The sequence below is a fragment of the Campylobacter sp. P091 genome (genome assembly GCF_002138935.1).
Classification (GTDB): Bacteria; Campylobacterota; Campylobacteria; order Campylobacterales; family Campylobacteraceae; genus Campylobacter; species Campylobacter devanensis.
In genome coordinates this window covers 140,939-167,653 of the sequence record NZ_MJKZ01000004.1, presented here as the reverse complement: position 1 = coordinate 167,653, position 26,715 = coordinate 140,939, and the positions used below count along the sequence as shown (strand labels likewise).

Here is a 26,715-nt window from a genome sequence, read left to right as displayed (position 1 = left end):
ATTTCAAAGATTGACTATAAAAGATAGTTTAACATTATAAAAATTAAAAAACAAAAACGATAAAGAGATGATTTAACCAAGCTTTTCAAAAGGTTAAGGTGTTTCTCAATTCGTGAGCTGGAATTATATAAGAGATATGCTTAAAAAAAGATTAAATATTAGGGAAAATTCTAAAAAATTTAAAGAAATTTGTAAATTTGGTTAAAAATTTAGTAGAATTAATAAAATTTTGGAGAAAATATGATTAAATTTACCTTGCCATCAAATAGTTTTTTAGATAATTATGTATTAAATTGCGAATTTGCAAACGCATGTAAACTTTCAAATGGTGCGTATAAATTCTGGAAAGGTATTGTTGTAGCAAGTTATCAAGACTCTAGAACGCTCTTTTTGCACAAAAAATCGATCCCGCAGAAATATCAATATGCAATAAATTATTGTTCTAATTTAGATGGGTTTGTGTTAGCAAGCGCATTTTGCTCATTTACAGGTATATCTAACTCGCATTTAGTAGCTTCTAATAACTCAGCTCTTCATAGTATGCTCGAAATCAAAATGGTTGATAAATTTAAATTCGTTAATCTAAAAAAACTCTATGATGATCTTGATCTTCCATATTCAGCCCATATTTATATCGAAAAATGTAAATATTTTTCACCTACACCATTTGAAAAGAGAATTAAAATCACTGAGACTCTTTGCTTGGGATACTATTAGTACTTACTATAATCATATAGTAAAATTTTGTCTCTTGAATTTAATAAATTTACATTATATTTTAAGAGCAATATAAACCATCTTCTAAATTTGCTCTCTATTTCTATGCCCTTTTTAATTCTCATAACTTCAAATATAAATTTAACACATCCACCTTTATACCAATTTTTATTGGCTTTTATTAGAGCCTCTCCCAATTTGTAGCTTAAATGGTTTTTTGTATTTAGGGCTTTTTGGTATTTATTTTCTAAAATAGATATATTTGTATTTTGTTTATCAAATTTATCTTGCATATTTATGAGTTCTTGCTCTTTTTGTGCTAGTTGTTCTTTTAATGCTTTTATCTCTAGTTCTTGTGGAGTTGGTTGTGGTGTAGGTTTTGGAGCTGGCGGGGTTGGCTGTGGTTTAGTTTCATCTATCTCTTCAAATTTTAAAGATTTAAATTTATTTTCATATTTAGGCAAAGGGATATCATAAGGCATATCTTTAAAATATGCAAAGCGATTTTTATTTTTATTGCAATATATTGCATCATATACAAATTCTAATTTTTCTTGTGCTGTGTTTAGGGAGTCTAGTTTTTCTTCAATTGCTTTAGGAGATAAGAATTCGTTTTGGTTGTAGGTATATTTGAAATTATCATTTGGGATATAGTTATATTTATTTGTTTCTTCTAAATCCCAATTATGCACACACTCTCCTCTCCAAGAGATATTTTCTTTTACCTGTTTAATTGGATTGCCAGCATTAATAGTATTAGAATAACAAAGTTTTGTAACTACACTTTTTGTGCCAATAATGCTTCCAGAAGCAACGAATGATTTTTTGAGAAATGCTACTTCTTGTCCAACCCATACATGATCTCCTATATAAATGCTTTGAGTAGTATTGATACGTTTATTGGTAATATTGTCGTATATTAAATGTGGATCCGCATTTCTAAACCAAATCGTATGCGAGAAAAGACATTGATCTCCTATTATAATGTTTTTTTCAGATAGCAGCAAAGATCTTTGTCCACGTAGAGTTTTAAGCCCTAAAAAGGGCTTAAAGGCTTATTTGATAACGCCACACGCCATTCTAGCGCCGCCGCCACCAAGTGCTTTTGGATGGTCGCTGTGATTGTCACCACCGATATGAACCATCAAAGAGTGGTCTTTTAACTCGCTTAAATCTTTTATTTTAGGAGATAAAACAGGATTTGTCGCAGTGCCATCAGATGCTACATATAGCGCTGGTAAGTCGCCTTTGTGGCCTTTGTCATCCCAAGGTAAAGAGTGATTACCGCTATTTGTTGGATCCCAGTGGCCGCCAGCTTTCATACCTAAGCCTTTATCTGTTGCGCCACAATCAGGATTTGCATGGACATGAAATCCGTGTAAGCCTGGCTCTAAGCCTTTAAGATCTGGGAAAAACGCCACGCCGTAGTTGGTTTTAACCGCTATTACGCTACCTACTGGAGTGTTTTTGTCTTGTCCTAGTAAATCAACTTTGATCTCAATGTGATCTACACTTTTAGGATCGAAAATCGTCATATTAGCCGCTAATAAACTAGAGCTAGCAAGCATCAAAGCAGATGCTACAAAACCAAATTTTTTCATAATTTTCCTTTAAAATTGAAGTATAATTCATTATAACCAAAAATTATTAATAAATTAAGATTTTTAATACAAAATCCAAATTTTACCTATAAAATAGCCAAACCACGCAAAAAAGTATAAATTTTAACGATTTTTAGAATTTAGCCTAATATCCCTTTAAAAGCCACTTTTATACACCCAATCCAAAATATTTATCAAAGAATTTCAATAATTTTTCGATTATGGCTTGTTTTCTTTCATTTCTATTGCCACCGTTAAATCTACCCATAGGTGGTAGTATTTTTTCTATGTCTGTTCCTATTGTTTTGACCTGACCATCTCTAAAAGAGCTATCTATAAACTTTCTCGTCTCGTTCTCTTTTAAATTTTCTTCTTTTATTAAATCTTTTAGATCGCTCTCCTTTTGCTCTTTGACAAATTTCGCCCAATCTGTCATTACATCTGTATCGGCGTTAATTTTATTGATAAATCCATCTATTAGATCTTTTTTGGATCTTAGTGACAAGCTTGCTCTAATCGCTTTATCGATTGAGCTTCGTATCTCTTGGTTTTTACAATTTGATTTATGGTATTTTGTAACTAGCATTAAAATATAATCTATATTTACCTCCAATTGCCTTACAAGCTCCATCTCAAATACCAAATCATCTTTTATACTTTCGCTATCTTCTGATTTTGATTTGAACTCCTCGTTGAGATCTTCATATTCGCTAAGGTAATCTCGAAAATCCTCTTCGCTTAGTATCTCCATGCCTTTGAATTTGTCAAATGATGATAGGATATTTCTTAGTCTTAGAATGCTACCAAAGGAGATTATAAAATCCCTTTTGGCTGATTCTCCTATGATTTGCTCTTCTGGTGGATACTTTTGGATAAGCTGGGATATTTTTTCTTCATAGCCCATAATATGCTTTTTGTCATCATCATATCCATAATAGTAATCTTCAAAAGATTTTAGCAGCACTATCCCGCTCGCATTTTTATCGCCAAATAGGGCTATAGCGTCATTTGTCTCTTGCTGTAAATCTCTAAAACATACGATATTTCCATAGGATTTTACAGAATTTAATATCCGATTTGTTCTTGAAAATGCTTGTATCAATCCATGTTGTTTTAGGTTTTTATCCACCCATAATGTATTTAGTGTAGTAGCGTCAAATCCTGTTAAAAACATATTAACAACGATCAATAAATCAACTTCTCTTTTCTTGACCTTATCGGATAGATCCTTATAATAGTCTTGAAATCCATTGCCTTCAGATGAGAAATTTGTTTTAAATTTTTTATTGTATTCACTTATAGCAAAATCCAAAAATTCTCTTGAGCTTTTATCTAGTAGCTCAGTCTCAAATCCCTCATCATCTATTATCCCATCGGCCCTGTCTTCTTCATTAGCCGCAAAAGAGAATATCGTAGCGATGGTTAAATCTTTTTGCTTTTCTTCTAATTGCTTTTTAAATTCCAAATAATATTTTTTAGCCATATCAATAGAAGCAACCGCAAACATAGAGTTAAATCCATTTATTCTTTGACCTTTTAAATCATAATATGAGCTTCTTTTGGTCTTTTGGTTAAAATGCTCGATTATGTATTCAACTATTTTTTTAACCCTCTTGTCATCTGCCAATGCCCCTGCCTCATCGATCCTTGCGACTTCTTTGTCTTTTATGCCATCTTTTTTCTTAATTGTATTTACATAATCAATTCTAAATGGCAAGACATTTCCATCATTTATAGCATCAACAATGGTATAAGTATGTAGCTTATCCCCAAAAGCCTGCTCAGTGGTACATAAATTCAAATTTGATTTATTAGTAGCATTTTTAGCAAAAATCGGCGTTCCTGTAAATCCAAATAGATGATAATTCTTAAAGCTCTTAGCTATCGATATATGCATACCACCAAACTGCGATCTATGGCACTCATCAAATATCAAAACCAAATGCTTTTGAAACGCCGGATGCTTGGGGTTTCTTTTGACAAATTCGCTTAACTTTTGGATAGTTGTAACTATGATTTTAGCATTATCATCTTCAATCTGTTTTTGTAGTATTTTGGTATTTCTATTGCCATTGGCCGCACCCTTTTCAAACCTATCATACTCTCGCATCGTCTGATAATCCAAATCTTTTCTATCAACGACAAATAGCACCTTATCTATATAGTCTAATTTACTTGCTAGTTGAGCGGTCTTAAATGATGTTAAGGTCTTGCCAGAGCCTGTGGTATGCCATATGTAGCCACCAGCTTCTATCGTTCCCATTTTTTTATAATTTGTGCTTATTTGAATTTTATTTAGTATCCTTTCAGTTGCGGCTATTTGATATGGACGCATCACTAGCAATAACTCTTCAGCTGTAAATACGCAATATTTGGTTAATATATTTAGTATTGTATGCTTTGAAAAAAATGTCTTAGTAAAATCCACTAAATCGGGTATCACTTTATTACTCGCATCAGCCCAGTATGAAGTAAATTCAAAGCTATTGCTTGTTTTCTTGCTTTTTGTTTGTGTTTGGGTTTTTTCTTTTATATGGCTCTCTCTTGTGGTGTTAGAATAGTATTTTGTATTTGTGCCATTTGAGATTACAAATATTTGTATATACTCATATAGCCCACTACCAGCCCAGAAGCTATCTCTTTGATATCTATTTATCTGATTAAATGCCTCTTTTAATGCTACTCCCCGTCTTTTTAACTCTATATGAATCAAAGGCAATCCATTGACCAAAACCGAAACATCATAGCGATTTTCATAGTTTCCGCCCTTTTCTACATATTGGTTAATAACTTGTAATATATTATTATGGATATTTTTCTTATCAATTAGATAGATATTTCTACTCGTTCCATCATCTTTTTTTAATACTTGGATATGGTCTTCTTGGATTTTTTTGGTTTTTTGGACTATTCCATCATTGTTATTAGCGATACTATTTTTATAAAATCTATCCCATTCATTGTCACTAAATTTATAATCATTTAATATCTCTAATTGAGCTCTAAGGTTACTAATAAGCGCCTTTGAATCATTGATTTTTAGATATTCATAACCTTGCTCGCTAAGCATTTTTATAAATTCATTTTCTAAGGCTGCTTCGCTTTGATAACTATCAGATTTTTTCTTTAATGGCTCTGGTTCGTATTTGCTCACAACTGTAAGTTCGCTTTCTTCTTCCATTGTTGTATTATCTTTATTCATATTATTTTAACTCCTTAAAAGTTAGTAATTTATCTCTATAAAATTCATATTGCTTTTTTCTTGCTTCTATTTCAGCGGGAAGACCTTCAGAAAGGTCGTTACATAATTTGTCAAATTTTTCTAATATATTTACAATTCTTTCTTGTTCTTCTAGCGGCGGTATAGGTAATAATATTCTTCCAATATCTTCTTTATTGATTTTTATAGGGACAGCATTTACTAAAGTTCTTTTTCTTAATTCTTTTATTCCTATAATACTTTCAATAAGATATTTTAAATAATAACTATTTAGAACATTTGAATTAGGTCTAATTAATGCCAATGATACATAATACGCTAAATCAACTTGCCTACTACATACAGAACATTTACCAATCGTTCCAATTCTAGTCATAAACACATCGTTAATCTTTGGTTTTACTTTATATTTATCATAATCTTCTTTTGATATATATTTATTTGAATGATAAATATCCGAAATATTTTCCACACTTATAAATTTTATACCACTATCTGTATATTTAGGCGTTTGATGAGTTCCATCATATATTTCTGCTATTTCACTTAATTTTTGTTTCTTAACATTTTTAGCATTTTTTATTAATTCATCCTTATAAAAATTATATTGCTTTTGCCTAGCTGAAAGCTCTGCTGAAAGCTCTGCTGAAAGCAATGTGAAATTATCCAATATACGGACAATTTCACATTGCACTTCCAACGGAGGCACAGGAATACATACTTTTTCCATAGCTTTTTTTGAAACATTAAATCTTGTAACGCCGCTTGCTGTTTTTCCAATCTGATATCTCAAATTTGATGACCTAAATAAATGTTTTGTAAAATCAGGATTTAATAAATTCTTATCATTTAACCTTAAGAAAAAACAAAAACTATTTAAATACAATTTTTCTTCTGTTTTTTGTGTTAATACCGATGAAATTCCACATTCATCAGAAGTTTCTGATGAACCAGTAAATATAATATCTCCGTATTCTAATGTTCTTTGCTTTTCGTTTTCTCCTATATTTACTCTATCTTCAACATCAATTTTTAAAGATAAATTTTCATATACATTTTTATAAGTAATAAACTTCGCATTCCCTTTATTAAAATCTTCTTTTGATTTACCAGTTAAGCCACCATAAAATTTCCCTAATTCTCCTAAAGTTTTAAACTCCACCCCATTTGGGCATAATTTATTGATTAATTCTTCTAATTTACTCACAGATTACGCCTCGATTTCTAAAATGATTTTATCTATTTCGTTGCGAAGCTCATTCTCTCTAGCTACTATTTGGGCTATTTCATTATTTAGCTTTACTATATCTATTTTTTCTCTTGTGTCTTCTTGTTCTACATAGGTTGATACTGATAGATTGTAGTTATTCTGGGCTATCTCTTTGTTTGGGATTAATTTGGCAATGTGGTTGATATCTTTTCTATCTTTAAATATTTTAATTATATTATCTATATTTTTATCGGTTAATCTATTATTATTAGTTACTTTGACGCACTCTTTAGAAGCGTTTATAAAGAGTGTGCTATTATCTTTTTTGCCCTTTTTTAATACCATTATACAAGTTGCTATGCTTGTCCCAAAAAATAAATTATCAGGTAGTTGGATAATCGAGTCAATAAAATTATTATCGATTAAATATCTTCTAATCTTTTGTTCTGCTCCGCCTCGGTATAATATCCCAGGAAAGCATACTATAGAAGCTGTGCCATTAGATGCTAGCCAAGATAATGAGTGCATTATAAAGGCAAAATCCGCTTTTGATTTGGGTGCTAAAACTCCAGCTGGAGAGTAGCGTGGGTCATTTATCAAAATGGCATTATCATCTCCAGCCCATTTGATAGAGTATGGTGGATTAGATACTATCACCTCAAATGGCTCATCATCCCAGTGTTTAGGCATGGTCAAAGTATCTTCACAAGCTATGTTAAATTTGTCATAACCAATATCATGTAAAAACATATTAATCCTACAAAGGTTATAGGTAGTTAAATTTATCTCTTGACCATAAAAGCCGTTTCTTACATTTTCTTTGCCTAAAATTTTCGCAGATTTCAAAAGCAATGACCCACTTCCACAAGCCGGATCATAAACTTTATTAACCTCTTTTTTATCTAAAATAGCGAGTTTGGTAAGTAGTTCGCTAACCTCTTGTGGTGTGTAGAACTCTCCACCTGATTTACCAGCATTTGAAGCATACATAGACATTAAAAACTCATAAGCATCCCCAAATGCGTCTATATCATTATCCTTATAATCTAGATTTATCCCAGCTATTCCATCTAATATTTTTAGAAGTTTTTCATTTCTTTTAGCAACTGTGGCGCCTAGCTTATTGCTATTGACATCTATATCATCAAATAACCCAGAAAAGTCATCTTCACTCTGCGTGCCTTTGGCGGAGTTTTCGATATTGTTAAATATCATTTCTAAATATTCATTTAAATTATCTTTTATATTTTTAGTTTTGCCCTCGCTATCTGTGAATGTAGCGCTATCGCTTTTAGCTGATTTAATCACATTACAAAACAGCTCTGAAGGACGAATGAAAAATCCCTTTTCTGTGACAAGATTATCCCTTTCAAATTCGGCCTCGCTATCTTCTAAATTCGCATAATCAAAAGTGGTATCGCCTGTCGCTTCTCTCTCCCCTTCATTTATATAATTTGCTATATTTTCTGATATATATCTATAAAACATAATACCTAGCACATACTGCTTAAAATCCCATCCATCTACTGAACCTCTCAAATCATCAGCGATGGACCATATCGCTTTATGTAATTCTTCTCTTTGGTGGTTGCTTGCCATTTTGATTACCTTTTAAATTTGATTTTGATAGCGTTTTTGGTTTGTATTATATATTTTCATTAGTTAAATTACAATATTTTAATCTGATTTTGTGCGAATAGATATGAAATTGGCTTTTTGTGTAGCGTTTTTAGGGTTGGGTGGCGAATTTTTGTGGTGTTTTTGTTGTTGGGTGGCGGAATTGGCTCTTTGCGGGTGGCATTTTTGGATACTACGGCGGAATTTGGCAGCGAAATTTGACAGCGGAATTTGGCAATGGCAAAAAATTCGCCGGTGTTAGCGGCTGATAGTAATAGGAGGCCGCCCGAATTGGGCGGTTGTTGGGTAGTGGCTTAAGGATGGATTATAAATTTATTTAGATATTTCTAGGATTTTTCGGCCATTGGTATCTTGGATTGGGCGATTGTTTTGACCTATTATATTAGTAAAAAATTTAATCTGCTCATCTGAAGCAAAGGCGTTGTCACGATTTATTAGCCAAATCACACCCTCAGAGCATGGTGGCGTAGTGAGTGAGCCAACTAGCTCAATATAATTTTGAAGATTTTTGACTAGGTCGTTTAAGGCTAAATTCGCTAGTTTTCTACTCTCTCCAACCTTAGTAGGTGCGTCCGCCCAAATCTCTTTAATCACAGGATTTTCACCACCTTTATCAAACATAATTGCCAATACCAAAAGCTCTCCATCACTAGCCTTATGAACTAAATGAGCGACCATAGGATAGTGCTTTTTATCAAAAGTATATTCTGATGGCGTGTGAAAATGCATCTGTAAAAGCTCGAATTTTTTATTTTGAAATGTTAGGGTGCTACCTGGATTGAAGTTCACTTGTAAAGTGTGTCCGTTATTGATAAGCTCTTTTGGGCTATTTTTATAATCAAATATAGGCTTTTGTAGCGTAGATTTCTCAGCTTGAGTTATATCAATTGGCGATTGATTTTTACCATATTTACAGGTGCGAAATTCATCCGCCAAATCTCCCCAATGCTCTGGCGATCCATCACCACTATAACCCCAATGTGGCGCACCATGATGAGTATTAGAACCACTCGCACCAATTAAAAAACCAAAAAGCAAAATAGCTAAAAATCTCACAATTTCTCCTTAGAGTGAATTTAAAAATAATTTAATCAATATAATTTAATTTAATTATATGAATTAAATTTATTTTATAATAAAAATTAGTTATTATACTCGCCTTAAACATAAATTTTTCTTAATATTTATATTTTTATGCGTAGCGAATTTCATTAATTTAAATTTGATATTTGATTTGAAGTTTAATTTAGCTTAATCTAGTATAAATTTGCTATTTTACCTATTATGATTTCATCGCTATTAAATGATATAAAAGGGATTTTAAACTAAATTTAAAATGAATTTTAAAAATCATTTTAGAAATTTGAAAAATTTATATCTAGATATTGGCTTTTTGGTCTTGCGGTGGTGGCGTAATGGCTTTTAGTTGGCTGTCTGTTGTAAAGTTTTTCATTTTCATTTGTGTATCCTTTTTGGGATTTGGTTATTTGCGTGGGTATTCCTTTGGGTGAAAATAACTGAAATGAAATGATAACAAATGAAAGCTTAAATCAGTTCTAAAATCCGATTTTTAGGGCTTTTTTGATGATTTATGAAAGTTTAAGAAAAGTATTGAAATGGAGTAATGGTGCGGACGAGAGGACTTGAACCTCCACACCGTAAGGCACCAGATCCTAAGTCTGGCGTGTCTGCCAATTTCACCACGTCCGCAACAATAATAAGATTTGTCAAGCAAAAACTTAACAAGGTGGTACGCCCAAGAGGATTCGAACCTCTGGCCTACGGCTTAGAAGGCCGTTGCTCTATCCAGCTGAGCTATGAGCGCATATGAAAACTCAGCTCTTATATTTGAAAGTGGTGCGCCAGGTAGGACTCGAACCCACAACCTACAGATCCGAAGTCTGTCGCTCTATCCAATTGAGCTACAAGCGCAGTCTCCTCATATAAATGGGGTGAGTGATGGGAATCGAACCCACGACCCTCAGGACCACAATCTGATGCTCTAACCGACTGAGCTACACTCACCACATGGTCGGGGTGAAAGGATTCGAACCTTCGGCCCCTTGGTCCCAAACCAAGTGCGCTAACCAGACTGCGCTACACCCCGAAGTATAGTCTCGCTATTTCAAATAAAGAGCTGAAATTATATACAAAAAAAAATTATTTGTCAATTAAATTTAGCTTAAATTTGAAAAATTATTCCAAATTTAAGCAATATTATTAATTTTCTCTCTTTTTTCTTGAATAAAGATTTATCATCTCTACTACCAAAGAGAATGCCATAGCAAAATATATATAACCTTTTGGTATATGAAACTCAAGCCCTTCGCCCACTAGAGCCACGCCTATTAAAATCAAAAACGCAAGAGCTAAAACTTTAATAGTCGGATTGGACTCCACAAATCTACTAATAGCGCCACTAGCAAGCAACATCACACCAACTGCTAATATAACGGCTAATATCATAATCTCTATATGATCGGCCATACCTACGGCTGTAATCACGCTATCAAGCGAAAAGACAATATCAAGTACAGCAATCTGAATAATAATCATTATAAAGCCAGCTCCAGCTTTACTAGCCATACTTTGTTCTTCATTTTCACCTACTGCGTGTGAATGTAATTCAAGAGTGGATTTAGCTATCAAAAACAACCCACCAGCAATCAATACGATATCACGCCCTGAAATTTCTTGCCCTATCACGCTAAATAGCGGCGTAGTAAGCTTCATAATCCAAAATAGGCTAAGTAATAATAATATTCTAGTCATCATCGCAAGCCCAAGACCAACCACCCTGGCACGATCTCTTTGTTCATTTGGCAATTTGCCACATAAAATTGCTATAAATATGATATTATCAATACCCAAAACTATCTCAAGTGCAGTTAGCGTCATTAAGCTAATCCACGCCTCGGGCATATAGATCCACTCAAGCATTTTTATCCTTTGTTAGAATTTTTATAATTGTTTTTGGTAGTAGTTTATGCTCAATTTTATGAATTTTTTTCTCCCACTCTTGCAGGGTTTTATCTTTGCGAGCAAATGTCTTTTGTGCTATTATCTCTCCAGCATCTAGTTCAGAACTTACCCAATGTACACTTACTCCACCTATTTGCATATCGCTATGATAACTATCTGTTATAGCATGCGCTCCTTTAAATAGTGGCAATATGCTTGGATGTAAATTAATAGCTTTAATATTATCAGTAAATACAGGAGTAAGAATTCTCATAAATCCAGCTAAAATAGTCAAATCAATACTATATTTATTAATCTCATCAACTACTGCTTTATCAAACTCCTCTCTACTGGCATAATCTTTATGATTAATAACCACAGTATCAAGACCAAATTTCTTAGCACGCTCAATCCCTTTAGCATTAGGATTATTGCATATCAATAACGCCACATTAATTTTAATACCATTAAAAATCTTATCATGCACCCTTTCTAATATGGCTTGCAAATTCGAGCCACTCCCACTGAATAAAACCGCAATATTTTTTACAACCATTTTAATCCTTCTATAATATCATTTGGGGTAAAGCTATAGCTATTACCCTTATAAATTTGAGCTGATTTTTGATGAGCTAGGACGCCATTTATAGCCGAATTTAATGGGCTAAATCCACCTGCTAAATAGGCTAAAATTATTCCGGCCAATGCATCGCCACTACCGCCAACTGCTAACTTTGCATTGCCCTGTGGCGCTATATATAGCACGCCATTTTGAGTAATTATTGGATTTGCTCCTTTTAGTATAAGTGTAGCAAGAAATTTAGAGCTAAATTTGCGAGCTAGCTCAAAACGGTTATTTTGGATCTGCTCTACATCAAATTCGCCTATTTCACAAATCTTAAGCAATGAGCTAAACTCCTTTGGGTGCGGAGTTAAAATAGCTTTATTACTTCTAGCAAATTCACAAATCCAAGGCTTATAAAATGCATCCGCATCCACTACACACGGCTTTTTGAGTAAATTCATAAAATCAAACTCAACTTCACCAAGCCCCATTCCAAAAGCCACAGCATCTGCACCATCAAAACTGCTTTTAAGCATAATCTGTGGATCTAAATTTAAACTACTAGGCCCTTGAATACTTTTAGTCAAATTTACTATACTTACTCTACCAGCCCCCATTCTAAGCGCCGAATTTGCCGCAATCTGCGCTGCTCCGCTCATCTGTCCACAAGCAATAAATGCATGACCAAAGTCGCCTTTATTTACATTTTCTATATCTCTACTAGGCAAAATTAAATCATCTAAAAGTACTAAAAAATCGCTATCATCAAAACTAAATTTGCTCTCATTTAAACCCAAATTTGCCTGCACGATCTGCCCTACTAAATCTTTAGCAGCATCTGCATATAACCCAAGCTTTAACGCCCCCATACAAACGGTAAAATCTGCCCTAAACGCTCCATTTATTGCTACAGCTCCACTTTCACTTATTCCGCTTGGTATATCTACAGCAATTTTAAGAGCGCTACAGCTATTTGCTATTTTTATAATTTTAGCAATTTTTTCACCAATCTCTCCGCAAAACCCACTACCAAAAATCCCATCTATGATACAATCAAACTCACTAAAATTACTTAAACTATCTAAATCTAAAACATTTACACCGACATTTTTAGCGATATTTAGCTGAATTTGAGCATTGCAATTAAGTTCTTTTTGAAGTAAAATCAATCCGCATTCATATTCGCCACTAAGCATTCTAAGTGTGGCAATTGCATCGCTTGCGTTATTTCCTTTACCACAAAGCGCTAAGATTTTAGTACCAATTTTTAGCTCTTTACGAACCAAATCTGCTACCGCACGAGCAGCATTTTCTTGCAAAACTAACTCACTAAATCCTAATGCATCAACAGCATTTTTATCAAATTTAGCCGTATTAGTATAAAGTCTTTTCATCTCTTTATCCTATAGCTTAAACTCTCGATTATATCTGCTTTTGAGATAGATTTAGCATCACGCAAATCAGCAATCGTACGAGCTACTTTTAGTATTTTATTTATTCCACGCTGACTTAGATGATAGTTTGTAATTGCTTTACTTAAAATCTCTGTTGCTGCATTCTCAAGAGTACAAAACTTAGCAATATCAAAGTCGCATAATTTGCCATTTAGCTCACTTTGACCACGCTCAATCTGATTTTTAAAAGCATTTAAAACCATTGCGCTCATCTGTTTTGAGCTATAACTTGGCACATCTCCATCATTAATCTCGCCCATAGCACAATATATATCAATACGGTCTAATATAGGGCCAGATATAACATTTTTATACTTTGCAATCTCTTTATCGCTACAAGTGCAGACATTATTTTTACTAAATGCATTTCCACACGGACAAGGATTCATCGCTGCAACAAATAGAAATTTCGTATCATAGCTAACCTTTGAATTTACTCTAGAAATGTTAATTTTATAATCTTCTAATGGCTCTCTAAGGCTTTCTAAAATCTGCTTACCAAAATAAGGAAATTCATCAAAAAATAGTACGCCACCATTGGCTAATGCGACTTCGCCAATCTTTGCTGCACTGCTTCCGCCTCCAAAAATTGAGCTTCTTGTGCTTGTGTGATGTGGACTCCTAAAGGCTCTAATGGCGCTAAAATCACTACTATTTGAATTTAATGACTCATAAGCACTTGCTAGTAAAATCTCTTCTAGGCTTTGTGGCGGCATAATATATGGTAGTCGTTTTGCACTCATACTCTTTCCACATCCTGGACTTCCCTCAAATAAAATATTATGCATTCCAGCTGCTGCAATTATGCTAGCGCGCTTAGCACGCTCTTGCCCTTTGATATCGATAAAATCGAGCTTAAAATGTAAATTTGGAACAAATTTACGACCTGCAATTTCGATGACATTATCAAAAATTGGATGAGTTGCATCGACTTTGCAACTAATTTTAAATTCATCATTTAAGAAAAAATCCCTTGCTTGTGCTAAATTCTCCACAGCATAAACTTCAAAATTTGGTATCATTGCAGCTCTAAGCGCAATATCCTTTGGAAGTAATATTTTAGCACTTTTGACATGCGTACTAAGAAAAAGCAAAACTGAAAAAAGCTCAGCTGAGCTACGCAGTCTACCATCAAGACCTAACTCGCCAAATACAAAATAATCACTATCGAAACGCTCTTTTTGCAGCAATACCAAAAGTGCAATAGCCAAATCAAAATGCGAGCCGTCTTTTTTAACATCACTTGGACTAAGATTTATGATGATTTTCATCGCTGGAAGAGTAAAATCGTGCAAAGCTGCAAGAGCTGATTTGACACGGGTTACTGACTCTTTGATAGTTACACTAGCAAGTCCAACGATCTCAAATCCAGGCAAAGCTCTAAGCAAAGTAGATTCTATATCAATTATATGTAGCTTTGAGTTCAAACAGGCGCATTTTAAGGCTTTCATAATGGTTTTTGTTTTGACTTTTTCTTATACTCTTTATCAAATTTTTTACGCTTATTAAAGCCAATTCGCTCTATAAACAGATGTCCATCTAAGTGATCATTTTCGTGCTGCAAGGCAACAGCTAGTAAACCATCTGCCTCAAGTGTGTGACTAGCTCCAAATCTATCTTGATACTCTAGTGTTACATTTGCAGCTCTTTTTACATCTTCGTAGTATCCAGGCACGCTCAGACAGCCTTCTTGATAGAGTTGCTCCCCATCTTTTTTTATAAATTTAGGATTAATGATTTCGAGCAAATCACCTTTGTCTTGAATTTCATTCTCATTTACTAGATTGATAATTAAGGCACGAATTGGTCTACCTACTTGAATAGCAGCTAAACCAATTCCGCCTTTAAAAATCATCGTATCATACATATTATCTAAAAACTCGCCTAGTTCAGTGTCAAATTTATCCACCTCTACGCTACGCTCAAAAAGCCTCTTATCAGGATATTCTAAAATTTCTAAAACCATATTAGCTCTCTACAGTCTCAAATAGCTTTAACCCTTTGCCGCTACGAGGCAATGCATCTAAAAGTGCTGATAGAATCTCCTCTATACTACTCTCAGGATCAATCGAACCAACAGATAGCTCCATATCCATATCTAGTTCATCTTCGCCCATAAAAAATGTAGTTTGATAAAGCAGCTCTGCAATCCTTTGGGCTGCCTTTTTGGCACTTTCAAGATCTGTGTGCTTCATCACCATCGCAAAACAACCATCACCATAGTGAGCCACAATATCGCTTCGGCGTGATGTTTTAAGTAGAATTTTGGCAATATTTCGTAAAATTCCGTTTTTGTCTTTTAGGCTTGGGATTTTGTTTAAAACACTATCTTTAACATGAATTAGCATGATGCTTACATTGTATTTATAGCGTTTAACATCATTAAACTCATCGTATAAAACTTTTAGTAAATATTTTTTATTATAAACTTCAAATTTGGAGTCATAAATAGAGTTATCTTCAACATTTTTAAATATTTTATCAACCTCTTCATAGCTAGTTTTAATAGCTCCGATGTGGCGCTCCATTAAAATATTTAGCTTACTCAACTCCTCACCAAAAGCCTTGATATTGCCTTGAATTTCAAGCGGATTAGCACTAGCGCTCATCTCATTTAGGCGCTTTTTAGCTATGCCTTTCATAATGCCTAAATTCTTATAAATAAGCGATATAATCTGCATCATAGAACGAATCTGGGCAAAGCCAGTTTTAATATCTTTTTCTATTAAGGCTTGACGGTCAAGCTTGTCTTCTTTGCTAAAATCTAATAGCTCTAAGACCTTTTTTTGAAAATTTGCAGGCTTACTTTCTAAAAGTTTTCTAAAATATATATCAAAATTTTCAGGTGTTGGCTGGATATTCTCAGCTAGCAACTGCTTTAAAACCGCAGAAGAGAATTTATTTAAATCAACATTCTCATCATCGCTACCCATAGCAGTTGGGCGAATTCCAGTTCTAACTACAGCCGGTCTAGGAGCTGGCCTTGCTTTTTTATCTTCATCTAATTTAACCATCTCAACACCTTAAAATTTATTTAAAACTCTTTGTCAAAATCGTATCAACAATACCATACTCCACAGCTTCTTGGGCACTCATAAAGTAATCCCTGTCTGTATCTTTTACAACTTTTGCTAGTTTTTGGCCTGTATTTTTAGCTAAAATACTATTTAAATTCTCTTTGATTCTTAGAATTTCTTTGGTTCTAATCTCTAAATCAGTAGCCTGACCTTGCGCTCCGCCTAGAGGCTGATGAATCATAACCCTAGCATTTGGCAAAATATATCTCTTGCCTTTTGCCCCACTACTTAGCAAAAATGAGCCCATACTAGCAGCTTGACCGATACAGATGGTACAGACATCAGGCTTGATATAATTCATCGTATCATAGATGCTCATACCGCTAGTTACTACACCACCTGGGCTATTTATGTATAGATAGATATCTTTATCTGGATCTTGTGCTTCTAAAAATAGTAGCTGAGCTACAATTGCACTAGCCATACGATCTTCTATCTCATCAGTGAGCATTACTATACGGTCTTTAAGCAAGCGAGAGTAGATATCATAGCTTCTCTCTCCCTTGCCATCATTTTCAATTACATAAGGTATCATTATTTGCTCTCATCTTTTTTGCCAAATAGATCTGTAAATAATTTTTCCTCTACCAATGCCATCTTAATTGCTGGAATCATACCTTGTTTTTTGTAGTTTTCTAGATGCTCTTTTGGATCTACTCCATATCTATAAGCCTCAAAATAGATTGTTTGTAAAATTTCATTATCGGCTACAGCAATATTGCGAACTTTAGCTAGCTCATCAATAATAAATGTAAGTTTAACACTTTTTAGCGCATCATCTTTATATTTTGCTCTTTGTTCTTCTAATGCTTTTGGGTCTTCTTGGAATTTTTTGCGTTCTTCATCGCTAAAACTCATCCAGTTATTTCTAAACTGCATATCAATCTCTTGTTCTACTATGTTATTTGGTAGATCAAAGCTAAATTTTTCTACAGCAGATTGGGCGAATTTAGGTTTTAGCTCCTCAGCAACTAATTTAGCCATTTTTTCAGCTTTGATTTGACTGCTAATACGCTCTTCTAGTATCTCTTTAGTTGGATTTTCTTCATTTGGAAGAACTTTTTTGAGAGCCTCAGCATCTAATTGCCCAATTTTTTTACCTTGGATTTCATGTAGTTTTACCTTAAATACTGCGGCTTTGCCTGCTAAATGTGCTGCGCCATACTCAGCTGGGAATGTTACATTTATATCTTTTTCTTCACCAACTTTTAATCCAACCATTCCATCTTCAAACCCTGGAATAAACTGACCGCTACCAATCTCAAGTACATATCCCTCAGCCTTGCCGCCATCAAATGCAACGCCATCTACAAAGCCTTCAAAATCAAATTTAGCAAAGTCGCCTTTTTCTAAACTATCTTTTTCTACTTTTTCAAGTGGAGCCATCATATTTAAAAATTCATTGATTTTAGCGTCTATCTCACTTTTTTCTGCTTTTGGCTCATCAAAGCTTGGAATAAGTGCTTCATATCCTGATACATCTACAGTTGGACGGAATGAAATTTCAACTTCAATATCTATATTACCATCTTTTTCATCAAATTTAAGAACTCTTGGTTCTGAAATTATATCTGAGTTTGATCTCTCTACTGATTTTACAGATTCGCTTATAAATTCTCTATAAAGTTCGCCACGAGCATCATTTTCTAAGTCTTTACCATATCTTTTGATAACTTCAGCTACTGGCACTTTACCAGGGCGAAATCCATCAATTTTTACATTTTTAGCTGCTTTTTGTGCTAATTTTTCTACTTTTTGTTTTATCTCATCTGCTGTTAGAGTTGTTGTCGCAGTAACATTTACTGAATTTGTAAGTTTAGCATTAACTTTCATTATTTTCCTTTTGACAAAAATTTGGCGCATAATATAGCAAAATTTTGCTTTATTTAAGTATAAATTGCTAAATTTATTTGCTCTCAAGTCAAATTATTGTAAAATTATGCAAAATTTTTTTAAGGTGAATTATGTTTGATAAAAACAGAATGACTGAATTTCAAGACTGCGTAAAAAAGATGCTTGAAATCATGGGTGAAGACCCAAATAGAGATGGATTACTAAACACTCCAAAAAGAGTCGCAAAAGCCTATGAATTCATCACTCAAGGCTATAGTCAAAGCCCTTTAGATATCCTAGGCGATGCGATGTTTGAAAGTAGCAATAATGAGATGGTTTTAATCAAAGATATTGAGTTTTATAGTATTTGTGAGCATCATCTTTTGCCTATAATCGGTAGAGCACATGTAGCCTACATTCCAGATGGAAAGGTCGTAGGGCTAAGCAAAATCCCAAGAATGGTAAATATATACGCTAGAAGATTACAAATTCAAGAACAGATGACTGAACAAATAGCACAGGCCTTGCAAGAAGCGATTAATCCAAAAGGTGTTGGAGTCGTACTAGAGGCTAGACATATGTGCATGGAGATGCGAGGCGTTGAAAAAATCAATTCAGTCACTACAACTTCGGCACTTCGTGGTTCATTTATAAAAAACCCAGAGACTCGCAAAGAGTTCTTTGATCTAATAAATTCACCAAAATCGGTTAAATTTTGAGCCTGAACAATATCAAAAATCGCCTCGCTAAAAAAGTAAATCTCTCTAGCGTCTTTGGCATAATAACTCGCATTAATGCCAATAATATCGAGATATCTGGTCTGCGTCCAAGCATTGGCGATATAGTAAAAATAACTAGTATCGACAGCGATAAAACTGAACTAGGAATGGTAACAGAACTCCATCAAAATGGTGCTTGCGTTAGCCCATTTGGCTTTGTTGAAGGATTTAAAGTTGGCGATAGAGTCTATGCAAGCGATCAAGGGATGAGCATTCCAGTAGGAGAGGCTTTACTAGGGCGTGTAGTTGATCCATTTATGAATCCAAAAGACGATAAAGGACCAATTAACTGTATGGAACTAATCTCTATAATGCGTCCGCCAATCCCAGCTATGAAACGTGGGTTAATCGATGAATGTTTTAGTGTTGGTGTTAAGAGCATTGATGGATTGCTAACTTGTGGAAAGGGTCAAAAACTTGGAATATTTGCTGGTTCAGGAGTTGGGAAATCCACTCTAATGGGAATGATAGTAAAAAATACTACAGCTCCAATCAAAGTCATTGCGCTCATTGGTGAGCGTGGGCGTGAGGTGCCTGAATTTATCCAAAAAAATCTAGGCGGAGACCTGATCAACACAGTAATAGTAGTAGCCACTAGCGATGATAGTTCACTAATGCGAAAATATGGCGCATTTTGCGCAATGAGTGTTGCAGAGTATTTTAAAGATAGAGGGCAAGATGTGCTATTTATGATGGATAGCGTAACTAGATTTGCTATGGCTCAGCGTGAAATCGGCCTAGCCTTAGGCGAGCCGCCAACTTCAAAAGGCTATCCACCGAGCGCTTTAACCTTATTGCCGCAACTCATGGAAAGAGCCGGTAAAGAAGAAGGCAAAGGCTCTATCACGGCATTTTTCACCGTTTTAGTCGAGGGCGATGATATGAGCGATCCGATAGCTGATCAAAGCCGTTCTATACTAGATGGTCACATCGTACTAAGTAGAGAGCTAACAGACTTTGGGATATATCCTCCAATTAATATTTTAAACTCAGCTAGCCGTGTTATGAACGACGTAATTACTAAAGAGCATAGACAAAATGCGAGTAAATTTAAACGACTCTTTTCGATGTTAAAAGAAAATGAGGTTTTAATCCGCATTGGCGCCTACCAAAAAGGTGTAGATAACGAGTTAGATTATGCTATAAGCAAAAAAGCTGCTATGGAGGATTTTATGAAACAAAATCCCGATGAGAATGTCCAATTTACTCAAACTATCCAAACACTTGCTAAAATCGCAGGAGTGTAAGAACTTGATTTTGTTTGAATTATAAATTTAGCAAGTAATATCTATTTAAGTAACACTCCCAACCGCTAAAGTAGTTGGGAGTGTTATTAATTTAATGCCATCTATCTTTTATAGATATTAATGAAGACTTCAATCTCTTTTTTATCGCCCTTTATATTGTGCTTTTTTATTTTTAGCTATTTTTCTTGCAAAGATAATTTACGACTAACTATTAATTTAATTTTAAACCATTTTAATATATTGCAAATCAAAACTTATCTAAACGCAATACCAATTCCAATGCGATTTTGATACTTATTATAATACACCAACTCATATCCATAACCGCTAAATCCGCTTAAATAAATATAAAATCCATCCCCAATATAATGCAGATATCGTAACTCAAATGAGCTTTTATTTTCCTTATCAAAGCGTAAATTATTACTAAAAATGCTTTGGATAAATGAGCCGCTAGGCAGCTTATAATATGCAGTTAAATCAATAATTCCATTGTATTTAACAATAGCTGGATTGTCATCTTCATTATCAGGTAGCCTAAGCCAAAGCCGTGGAGTTAAACTTAACTTGCCAAAATCCAACTCAAACGAGCTATAGATACGATTCCACGAGCGAGATTCTAGCTCACTTTTGCCATTTGAATCATGTAAAAATCCAAGGCGAATATGATTAAAATTATAAAAATCAACTGGTATTTGAGTATAAATTTCTGGTTGATAATTATTTTCATAAAATGGCGAAGAATCAGCATAAATATCCCACCATGAAAGCTGAGTGTAAGCAAAATAGTAATCCTCATTAAGTCCGATTATATCACTAGCTATGAGTTTTTTAAGACTGATAGAAAACTCACTGGTAATATCTTTATGAGTGCCTTTGTAGCTTGAATATGAAATAGGTAAAAAGTAGTTATTTTGATATGCCGTAATTCCCCAAAATAGTTCATTTTCTTGTGAATTTTGATTATTTTTATTGATTTTAGATTTTGAATTTGATTGCTTATTAGTTTGAGTGGGTAAATTTATCTTAGGGCTTAAAATTAGCTCAGATTTTAAACTCTGCTCTAAATTAGATACTGATTGTAAAGATAAATCACTAGATTTTTTAAGCGACTTTTGAGCTGAGAGTTTGTAATATTTTAAAGCCTGTTTAAAATTGCTAGATTTTTCAAATTCTACTGCTTTTTGATAAAGCTCTATAGCACTAAAATTAGCTACTAACTCATCACTACACTCATCAATTTTGCCTCTAAATTCATCAGCAAAACCACTAATAAATCCGCCATAAAATAAAAAAATGCTAAATATTAGCTTCTTCATAATCGGCTTTAGTGTTTATATTAAAAAATTGCTTCAGATTCCCAAATTTAATACTCTCGCACTCGCAAATTTTTGCTAAATTTGCTAGGCGTAAATCGCCATTTTTTATCATTTGTCTTGCTAACTTAGCCACACTTGGAGAGTAAAATCCACATAGATAATGCATAAACTCATCATCGCTTGCTATGGCTATTTGAGACTTTTGTTTTGATAGTTCTTTAATAGTATCAATCTCAACAAATGGAGTATCTGCTGCTATTATAAAGACTGGATTATTATAATATTTATCTAAATTTGCAATGACATAAATTGGAGCAAATTCGCTAAATTCATCTATTAAAAGTGGCAATTTTGGATTAAATTTTTCCTGTTTGCTTGCAACCTTTACATTATCAAAATGCTTGCTTAAACGCTCAAATAAAAAATGCGTGATACTAGGCGCCCCGCAAAACTCTAGCAAAGTCTTATCAGTACCCATTCTAGAGCTTTTGCCGCCAGCTAGTATCAACGCATTTTGCATTAGATATCTCTTGGATCTACGATTTTACCAGCAATTGCACTTGCTGCAGCGACAGCTGAATTTGCTAGATAAACTTCACTTGTACGATCGCCCATTCTGCCTACAAAGTTACGGTTTGTTGTGCTGATACATCTCTCCCCAGCGCCTAAAATTCCCATATATCCACCAAGACATGCACCACAAGTTGGATTGCTTACTACTGCACCAGCTTCTACAAAGATATCCATTAAGCCCTCTTTTTGTGCTTGTAAGGCTATTTTTTGAGTAGCTGGAGTGATGATAAGCCTTGTATGTTTAGCCACTCTTTTGCCTTTTAAAATTTGAGCTGCTATTCTTAAATCGCTTAATCTACCATTGGTACAACTTCCAATAAATGCTTGATCAATCTTAATATCATCTTTTACAGCTTGACTTACGCTTTTACCATTGCTTGGAAGATATGGATATGCAATTACTGGTTCAAGTTTGCTAACATCGATTGTGATTATTTGGTCATAGTTTGCACCTTCATCGCTATAATGAAGTTTTGGCTCGCTTCTTAAATTTACTTTGCTCAAAAATTCTTTTGTGATATCGTCAACTGCGATTATGCCGCTTTTACCGCCTGCTTCAATAGCCATATTGCAAAGGCTAAATCTACTATCCATATCTAGATACGCCATAGCATCACCAGTAAATTCAAGCGCCTTATAAAGCGCACCATCAACGCCAATCATTCTAATAACTTCTAAGATTAGATCTTTACCATAGATATGATCGCCTGGTTTGCCTACAAACTCAACTTTTATCGTTGGTGGCACTTTAAACCAGTTTTTACCTGTTATCATTGCATATGCTAAATCAGTACTTCCCATACCAGTACTAAATGCACCAATAGCACCATGCGTACAGGTATGAGAGTCAGCTCCAATGATAACATCACCTGGAACTACTAGACCTTTTTCAGGCATTAGCGCATGCTCAATACCCATATCTTTTTCATCAAAGAAATTTGGTAAATCATGCTCATAAGCAAAATCTCTACTGATTTTAGCTTGATTGGCACTCATTATATCTTTTGCTGGGATATAGTGATCCATCACAATAGCAAAACCATTTGGATTGGCTAGTTTTTTAGCTCCACTTTCTTTAAAAGCTTTGATAGAAATTGGTGTAGTAATATCATTTCCAATTACCATATCAATGTTGCTCTCTACGATTTGACCAGCGCTTACTTTTTTGCCTACATGCTCGCTAAAAATTTTCTCAGTTATTGTCTGCTTCATACACTTCCTTTTTTAACCAAATTTGGGCTACATTGTAGCAAATTTTTGGTATAATCGTGCTTATGAAATACAAAATTTTAACCCAAATCTCAGAATTTTTGTCTAAATTTCGTAAAATTTCATCTATCAAAAGAATTGGTGATTTGATGATTGCTATTAGATTTGATGGTGATTATGAGCTGATATTTGATCTAAATAAAACATCTTCAGCTATATATAAAAGCGATCAAATTCAAATTAAAGAGTATAAGGCTCCATTTGATATTTTGCTTAAAAAGCGTCTAAACTCGGCTAAAATTTTAAGTATAAAAACTTTACCTAATAATAGAATTTTAGCTATTAAAGCATCTTTTTTAGGTTCATATAAAGAGCTTGTTAGTACGCTATATTTGGAGTTTACTGGGCGATTTACTAATGCGATTATCTGCGATGAAAATGGAGTAATCTTAGAGGCTTTACATCATTTTGATAATTCTACAAGAAGTATAAAAGTTGGTAAGGTTTTAACCTTGCTTGAAGGGATAGAGATAAAAGAAAAACCAAGCCAAATTATAGAGAATTTTGATGAGTATTTTCAAGATGAATTTGCCAAAATTTCTTTAAAAAATTTAGAGCAGATCAAAGCAAACAAGATAGCAAATATCAATAAAAAAATTGAGATTTTAAACTCAAATTTAAATACACTCCAAACAAGCTATGAGCTTAATAATAGGGCAAATGAGCTAAACCAAAAAGCAAATTTAATAATTGCAAATTTGCATAATTTAAATGATTATGATAGAGATTTAAAGCTTATGGATTATAGTGGCAATATTATTCAAATTACTATTGATTCTTCGCCAAAAATTGCAGCAAATGAGATGTTTAAATCTAGTAAAAAATTAAGACAAAAAGCACAAAATATAGAGATTCAAAAAGAAAATTTGCTAACAAAATTAGAATTTCTAAACTCTCTTAAAAATGCTATAAACACAAGCTGTGATACAAATGAAATTGAGATTTTATCTCCTAAAAAGCAAGGACAAAAAAGCGAAGCTAAATTTAACGATTTGGTAGAAAATTTCTATATCAATGGATATAAAATCAGCCTTGGTAAAAGTCAAAAAGGAAATGAGTTTTTGCTAAAAAATGCCAAAAAAGATGATTTTTGGTTTCATTTAAAAGATAGGGCTAGCGCACATGTTATTGTTAAATCTAATAAGCTAAATTTAAACGAGGAAATTACGCTATTTGCGGCCAAGCTTTGTGTTCAATTTAGCACTAAATCTAGCGGTAGCTATGAGGTTGATTATACAAAAAGACAAAATGTAAAAATCCAAAATGGTGCCTTTGTAAATTATGTAAATTATAAAACTATAGTTATTAAAATTTAAAGGAAAAATATGATAAAAGTGGAGTTTTTAGGACCAATTGGACTTGATGCAATGGAGCTTGAAGTTGCAAACTTAAAAGAGCTTAAGGAAATTTTAACCCAAAACGAACAAGTATCAAAATGGCTAGAATTATGCGCTGTAGCAATCAATGATGAAATTGCAAGTGATATAAATACTAAGCTAAATGATGGTGATAGAATCTGTATTTTACCACCAGTTTGTGGAGGTTAAGATGGAAATTTATGATGGCAATCTAAACACAAATGAAATAACTAGCCGATGGTATAGCGATAATAAGCTTAAAAATTATGGAGCTATTATGAGTTTTGTAGGCGTGGTAAGAGATGAGGGCGGTATAAGTGGGCTTAGTTTTGATCTATATGAACCGATTTTAAAAGCGTGGTTTAATAAGTGGCAAGAAAGAGCAAAATCGCAAAATGCTATAATCTTAATGGCGCATAGCAGGGGCGATGTAGCAGTGCATGAAAGCAGCTTTATAGCTGGAGTTTGTAGCCCACAAAGAAAAGTAGCACTTAAACTAATAAATGAATTTGTTGAAGATTTTAAGGCAAATGCACCAATTTGGAAGTATGATTTAATTAACAATGAGCGAATTTATGCTCTTAAACGAAGTCAAAAACTTCAAAATGCTGGAATTTTAGCATAAAATCGATATTATAAGGAATAAATTTGAGATATAATCTAGTAGCAATTGCTAGTTTTGTAATTATTATTGGTGGGCTAAGCCTAGCTAGTTCGATTGTAGTGCCATTTTTACTCGCAGTTTTTATAGCAATTATTGCTTTTCCGGCTCTTGAATTGATGAGTAAAGTGCATATTAATCGCTTTTTTGCATTTATCATTTTAATTGGTATTTGCGGTAGTGGACTTTGGGTTTTAGGTAATGTTATTGCTACGGCTTTGTTAGGTTTTAGTGCTAATTTGCCGCTTTATAAAGCTAAAATTGATATATTTATGGATAACCTAGTAATATATTTAAAAACTAACGCAAATATCGATATAAGTAATAATATATTAAGCTTTATAAATATAGACAAGCTCTTAGCAACTACTTCAAATTTATTAGTTCAAACAGGCGGGATAGTTACGCAATCTTTTTTAGTATTTTTGCTTTTAGCATTTATTTTATTTGAAGCGCAGATTTTTAAAGACAAGGTCGAGTACTTTGCCTCCAAAAATCCTATAGCTTTAGATATTGCTAGTACATTTATATCAAATTTAAAACATTACCTAGCTATTAAAACCGTTTCATCAATTGCTACAGGAGTGATTGTGTGGGGATTTTTAATATTTTTTGATGTACCACACGCCTCTCTTTGGGCGATTTTGGCTTGTATTTTAAACTATATCCCCACAATAGGATCTATTATTGCAGCAGTTCCTGCTATTTTAGTTAGTTTAGCTGTGAATGATTTGAGCGCAACCTTGTGGCTTACTTTAATATATTTGGTTGTAAATATCGCTATTGGGAACTTTATCGAGCCTAGATTTCTTGGCAAAGGACTTGGTATTTCTACGCTAGTAGTGATTTTAAGCTTACTATTTTGGGGGTTTGTTTTTGGCATTGGCGGAATGTTTTTAGCTGTACCACTAACAATGAGTATAAAAATTGCTCTAGATGCAAATCCAAATACTAAATTTATCTCAATCTTACTAAGCAATAAAGTAAAATAAGCTATAAATTTAAACAAGATCTTACTTAACAAGTCCCAAATTCTCATTTTTTGGGACTAAATTTCAATATAAATCAAATTAAAATAAAATTAAACATCAATTATAATATAATATTTTTAAAAAAAATAATACTCTTTTAAAAGCCCAAAAATCCATAATCGCCAAATTTTAATCCCCGTAAATTCGACATTTGGAGGTCTTTTTTGAAATTTTCAAAATATATTAAGTAATAAGGTAATAG

General features: G+C 33.5%; 24 protein-coding genes and 5 tRNA genes. 7 read left to right on the top strand and 22 right to left on the bottom strand.

Annotated elements, in window-relative coordinates:
- Positions 1 to 240: 240 nt before the first annotated feature.
- A complete protein-coding gene (locus CIGNP91_RS05740) occupies positions 241 to 717 on the top strand; it encodes a cysteine permease (protein ID WP_086253631.1) in 477 nt (158 codons plus the stop codon).
- Here CIGNP91_RS05740 and CIGNP91_RS08740 read toward each other — a convergent pair.
- The 19 genes from CIGNP91_RS08740 to tig form a co-directional block, all read right to left on the bottom strand.
- Positions 714 to 1,409, bottom strand: a complete 696-nt coding sequence (locus CIGNP91_RS08740) for a hypothetical protein (protein ID WP_141082079.1) — start codon at positions 1,407 to 1,409, stop codon at positions 714 to 716. The genes CIGNP91_RS05740 and CIGNP91_RS08740 overlap by 4 nt on opposite strands.
- Before the next feature lie 363 nt (positions 1,410 to 1,772).
- Positions 1,773 to 2,318, bottom strand: a complete 546-nt coding sequence (locus tag CIGNP91_RS05730; RefSeq protein ID WP_086253629.1) for a superoxide dismutase family protein — start codon at positions 2,316 to 2,318, stop codon at positions 1,773 to 1,775.
- A 169-nt stretch (positions 2,319 to 2,487) separates the two neighbouring features.
- On the bottom strand, positions 2,488 to 5,520 hold the full coding sequence (locus CIGNP91_RS05725; protein WP_086253628.1) for a type I restriction endonuclease subunit R: 3,033 nt from the start codon (positions 5,518 to 5,520) through the stop codon (positions 2,488 to 2,490).
- A 1-nt stretch (position 5,521) separates the two neighbouring features.
- Entirely contained in the window at positions 5,522 to 6,745 is a 1,224-nt protein-coding gene (locus CIGNP91_RS05720) for a restriction endonuclease subunit S (protein ID WP_086253627.1), read from the bottom strand.
- A gap of 3 nt (positions 6,746 to 6,748) precedes the next feature.
- The gene (locus tag CIGNP91_RS05715) at positions 6,749 to 8,347 is read right to left on the bottom strand and encodes a type I restriction-modification system subunit M (protein ID WP_086253626.1); all 1,599 of its coding nucleotides are present in this window, start codon (positions 8,345 to 8,347) and stop codon (positions 6,749 to 6,751) included.
- Positions 8,348 to 8,698: 351 nt separating this feature from the next.
- Positions 8,699 to 9,442 carry a carbonic anhydrase gene (locus CIGNP91_RS05710; protein ID WP_180380622.1) on the bottom strand — a complete coding sequence of 248 codons (744 nt, stop codon included), beginning with the start codon at positions 9,440 to 9,442 and terminating at the stop codon, positions 8,699 to 8,701.
- 569 nt (positions 9,443 to 10,011) lie between these two features.
- Positions 10,012 to 10,096 (bottom strand) — tRNA-Leu (locus tag CIGNP91_RS05705).
- A gap of 38 nt (positions 10,097 to 10,134) precedes the next feature.
- Positions 10,135 to 10,211, bottom strand: a tRNA-Arg gene (locus CIGNP91_RS05700).
- Between the two features lie 30 nt (positions 10,212 to 10,241).
- Positions 10,242 to 10,318 (bottom strand) — tRNA-Arg (locus CIGNP91_RS05695).
- A 16-nt stretch (positions 10,319 to 10,334) separates the two neighbouring features.
- A tRNA-His gene (locus CIGNP91_RS05690) sits at positions 10,335 to 10,411 on the bottom strand.
- A gap of 4 nt (positions 10,412 to 10,415) precedes the next feature.
- A tRNA-Pro gene (locus CIGNP91_RS05685) sits at positions 10,416 to 10,493 on the bottom strand.
- 113 nt (positions 10,494 to 10,606) lie between these two features.
- Positions 10,607 to 11,326, bottom strand: coding sequence for a TerC family protein (locus tag CIGNP91_RS05680; protein WP_086253624.1), 720 nt, complete (start codon positions 11,324 to 11,326; stop codon positions 10,607 to 10,609).
- Positions 11,319 to 11,903 (bottom strand): phosphoribosylglycinamide formyltransferase, encoded by a 585-nt coding sequence (purN, locus tag CIGNP91_RS05675; RefSeq protein ID WP_086253623.1) that lies wholly within the window; start codon positions 11,901 to 11,903, stop codon positions 11,319 to 11,321. Before purN ends, CIGNP91_RS05680 begins: the two co-directional genes overlap by 8 nt.
- Positions 11,894 to 13,306 (bottom strand): NAD(P)H-hydrate dehydratase, encoded by a 1,413-nt coding sequence (locus CIGNP91_RS05670; RefSeq protein WP_086253622.1) that lies wholly within the window; start codon positions 13,304 to 13,306, stop codon positions 11,894 to 11,896. Before CIGNP91_RS05670 ends, purN begins: the two co-directional genes overlap by 10 nt.
- Entirely contained in the window at positions 13,303 to 14,817 is a 1,515-nt protein-coding gene (locus tag CIGNP91_RS05665; protein ID WP_086229670.1) for a YifB family Mg chelatase-like AAA ATPase, read from the bottom strand. The genes CIGNP91_RS05670 and CIGNP91_RS05665 overlap by 4 nt, the downstream gene beginning before the upstream one ends.
- Positions 14,814 to 15,332 (bottom strand): peptide deformylase, encoded by a 519-nt coding sequence (gene def, locus CIGNP91_RS05660; protein ID WP_086225188.1) that lies wholly within the window; start codon positions 15,330 to 15,332, stop codon positions 14,814 to 14,816. The genes CIGNP91_RS05665 and def overlap by 4 nt, the downstream gene beginning before the upstream one ends.
- A 1-nt stretch (position 15,333) precedes the next feature.
- The gene (locus tag CIGNP91_RS05655) at positions 15,334 to 16,380 is read right to left on the bottom strand and encodes a GGDEF domain-containing protein (protein WP_086225189.1); all 1,047 of its coding nucleotides are present in this window, start codon (positions 16,378 to 16,380) and stop codon (positions 15,334 to 15,336) included.
- 16 nt (positions 16,381 to 16,396) lie between these two features.
- The gene (gene clpP / locus CIGNP91_RS05650) at positions 16,397 to 16,981 is read right to left on the bottom strand and encodes an ATP-dependent Clp endopeptidase proteolytic subunit ClpP (protein ID WP_179186976.1); all 585 of its coding nucleotides are present in this window, start codon (positions 16,979 to 16,981) and stop codon (positions 16,397 to 16,399) included.
- Complete coding sequence (tig, locus tag CIGNP91_RS05645) at positions 16,978 to 18,276, bottom strand: trigger factor (RefSeq protein WP_086253621.1); 1,299 nt, start codon at positions 18,274 to 18,276, stop codon at positions 16,978 to 16,980. Before tig ends, clpP begins: the two co-directional genes overlap by 4 nt.
- 131 nt (positions 18,277 to 18,407) lie before the next feature.
- Here tig and folE point away from each other — a divergent pair, with 131 nt between their 5' ends.
- Together folE and fliI are read left to right on the top strand one after the other, a co-directional pair.
- The gene (gene folE / locus CIGNP91_RS05640; RefSeq protein WP_086225192.1) at positions 18,408 to 18,995 is read left to right on the top strand and encodes a GTP cyclohydrolase I FolE; all 588 of its coding nucleotides are present in this window, start codon (positions 18,408 to 18,410) and stop codon (positions 18,993 to 18,995) included.
- Entirely contained in the window at positions 18,992 to 20,302 is a 1,311-nt protein-coding gene (fliI, locus tag CIGNP91_RS05635; RefSeq protein WP_086253620.1) for a flagellar protein export ATPase FliI, read from the top strand. The genes folE and fliI overlap by 4 nt, the downstream gene beginning before the upstream one ends.
- Positions 20,303 to 20,556: 254 nt before the next feature.
- Here the strand turns inward: fliI and CIGNP91_RS05630 are convergent, their stop codons facing one another.
- Genes CIGNP91_RS05630 through leuC form a run of 3 tightly spaced genes read right to left on the bottom strand, consistent with a single transcriptional unit; the run spans position 20,557 to position 23,406 of the window.
- Positions 20,557 to 21,621 carry a phospholipase A gene (locus tag CIGNP91_RS05630; RefSeq protein ID WP_086238434.1) on the bottom strand — a complete coding sequence of 355 codons (1,065 nt, stop codon included), beginning with the start codon at positions 21,619 to 21,621 and terminating at the stop codon, positions 20,557 to 20,559.
- Positions 21,602 to 22,141 (bottom strand): molybdenum cofactor guanylyltransferase, encoded by a 540-nt coding sequence (locus CIGNP91_RS05625; protein WP_086243278.1) that lies wholly within the window; start codon positions 22,139 to 22,141, stop codon positions 21,602 to 21,604. The genes CIGNP91_RS05630 and CIGNP91_RS05625 overlap by 20 nt, the downstream gene beginning before the upstream one ends.
- Positions 22,141 to 23,406, bottom strand: coding sequence for a 3-isopropylmalate dehydratase large subunit (leuC, locus tag CIGNP91_RS05620; protein ID WP_086225196.1), 1,266 nt, complete (start codon positions 23,404 to 23,406; stop codon positions 22,141 to 22,143). Before leuC ends, CIGNP91_RS05625 begins: the two co-directional genes overlap by 1 nt.
- Positions 23,407 to 23,468: 62 nt before the next feature.
- Here leuC and CIGNP91_RS05615 point away from each other — a divergent pair, with 62 nt between their 5' ends.
- The 4 genes from CIGNP91_RS05615 to CIGNP91_RS05600 are packed head-to-tail and all read left to right on the top strand — an operon-like array spanning position 23,469 to position 26,474.
- Complete coding sequence (locus CIGNP91_RS05615; RefSeq protein WP_086253637.1) at positions 23,469 to 24,779, top strand: NFACT RNA binding domain-containing protein; 1,311 nt, start codon at positions 23,469 to 23,471, stop codon at positions 24,777 to 24,779.
- A 9-nt stretch (positions 24,780 to 24,788) separates the two neighbouring features.
- Positions 24,789 to 25,010, top strand: coding sequence for a MoaD/ThiS family protein (locus CIGNP91_RS05610; protein ID WP_086253619.1), 222 nt, complete (start codon positions 24,789 to 24,791; stop codon positions 25,008 to 25,010).
- Position 25,011: 1 nt separating this feature from the next.
- Positions 25,012 to 25,446 carry a molybdopterin synthase catalytic subunit gene (locus CIGNP91_RS05605; RefSeq protein WP_086253618.1) on the top strand — a complete coding sequence of 145 codons (435 nt, stop codon included), beginning with the start codon at positions 25,012 to 25,014 and terminating at the stop codon, positions 25,444 to 25,446.
- Positions 25,447 to 25,469: 23 nt separating this feature from the next.
- A complete protein-coding gene (locus tag CIGNP91_RS05600; RefSeq protein WP_236845059.1) occupies positions 25,470 to 26,474 on the top strand; it encodes an AI-2E family transporter in 1,005 nt (334 codons plus the stop codon).
- Positions 26,475 to 26,715: the final 241 nt, after the last annotated feature.

Bases quoted from the DNA above. Each gene is read 5' to 3' on its own strand.
- CIGNP91_RS05740 (WP_086253631.1), top strand. From the start codon at position 241: ATGATTAAATTTACCTTGCCATCAAATAGTTTTTTAGATAATTATGTA.
- CIGNP91_RS05730 (WP_086253629.1), bottom strand. From the start codon at position 2,318: ATGAAAAAATTTGGTTTTGTAGCATCTGCTTTGATGCTTGCTAGCTCT.
- CIGNP91_RS05725 (WP_086253628.1), bottom strand. From the start codon at position 5,520: ATGAATAAAGATAATACAACAATGGAAGAAGAAAGCGAACTTACAGTT.
- CIGNP91_RS05715 (WP_086253626.1), bottom strand. From the start codon at position 8,347: ATGGCAAGCAACCACCAAAGAGAAGAATTACATAAAGCGATATGGTCC.
- CIGNP91_RS05680 (WP_086253624.1), bottom strand. From the start codon at position 11,326: ATGCTTGAGTGGATCTATATGCCCGAGGCGTGGATTAGCTTAATGACG.
- purN (WP_086253623.1), bottom strand. From the start codon at position 11,903: ATGGTTGTAAAAAATATTGCGGTTTTATTCAGTGGGAGTGGCTCGAAT.
- CIGNP91_RS05670 (WP_086253622.1), bottom strand. From the start codon at position 13,306: ATGAAAAGACTTTATACTAATACGGCTAAATTTGATAAAAATGCTGTT.
- CIGNP91_RS05665 (WP_086229670.1), bottom strand. From the start codon at position 14,817: ATGAAAGCCTTAAAATGCGCCTGTTTGAACTCAAAGCTACATATAATT.
- def (WP_086225188.1), bottom strand. From the start codon at position 15,332: ATGGTTTTAGAAATTTTAGAATATCCTGATAAGAGGCTTTTTGAGCGT.
- CIGNP91_RS05655 (WP_086225189.1), bottom strand. From the start codon at position 16,380: ATGGTTAAATTAGATGAAGATAAAAAAGCAAGGCCAGCTCCTAGACCG.
- tig (WP_086253621.1), bottom strand. From the start codon at position 18,276: ATGAAAGTTAATGCTAAACTTACAAATTCAGTAAATGTTACTGCGACA.
- folE (WP_086225192.1), top strand. From the start codon at position 18,408: ATGTTTGATAAAAACAGAATGACTGAATTTCAAGACTGCGTAAAAAAG.
- CIGNP91_RS05630 (WP_086238434.1), bottom strand. From the start codon at position 21,621: ATGAAGAAGCTAATATTTAGCATTTTTTTATTTTATGGCGGATTTATT.
- CIGNP91_RS05625 (WP_086243278.1), bottom strand. From the start codon at position 22,141: ATGCAAAATGCGTTGATACTAGCTGGCGGCAAAAGCTCTAGAATGGGT.
- leuC (WP_086225196.1), bottom strand. From the start codon at position 23,406: ATGAAGCAGACAATAACTGAGAAAATTTTTAGCGAGCATGTAGGCAAA.
- CIGNP91_RS05615 (WP_086253637.1), top strand. From the start codon at position 23,469: ATGAAATACAAAATTTTAACCCAAATCTCAGAATTTTTGTCTAAATTT.
- CIGNP91_RS05610 (WP_086253619.1), top strand. From the start codon at position 24,789: ATGATAAAAGTGGAGTTTTTAGGACCAATTGGACTTGATGCAATGGAG.
- CIGNP91_RS05605 (WP_086253618.1), top strand. From the start codon at position 25,012: ATGGAAATTTATGATGGCAATCTAAACACAAATGAAATAACTAGCCGA.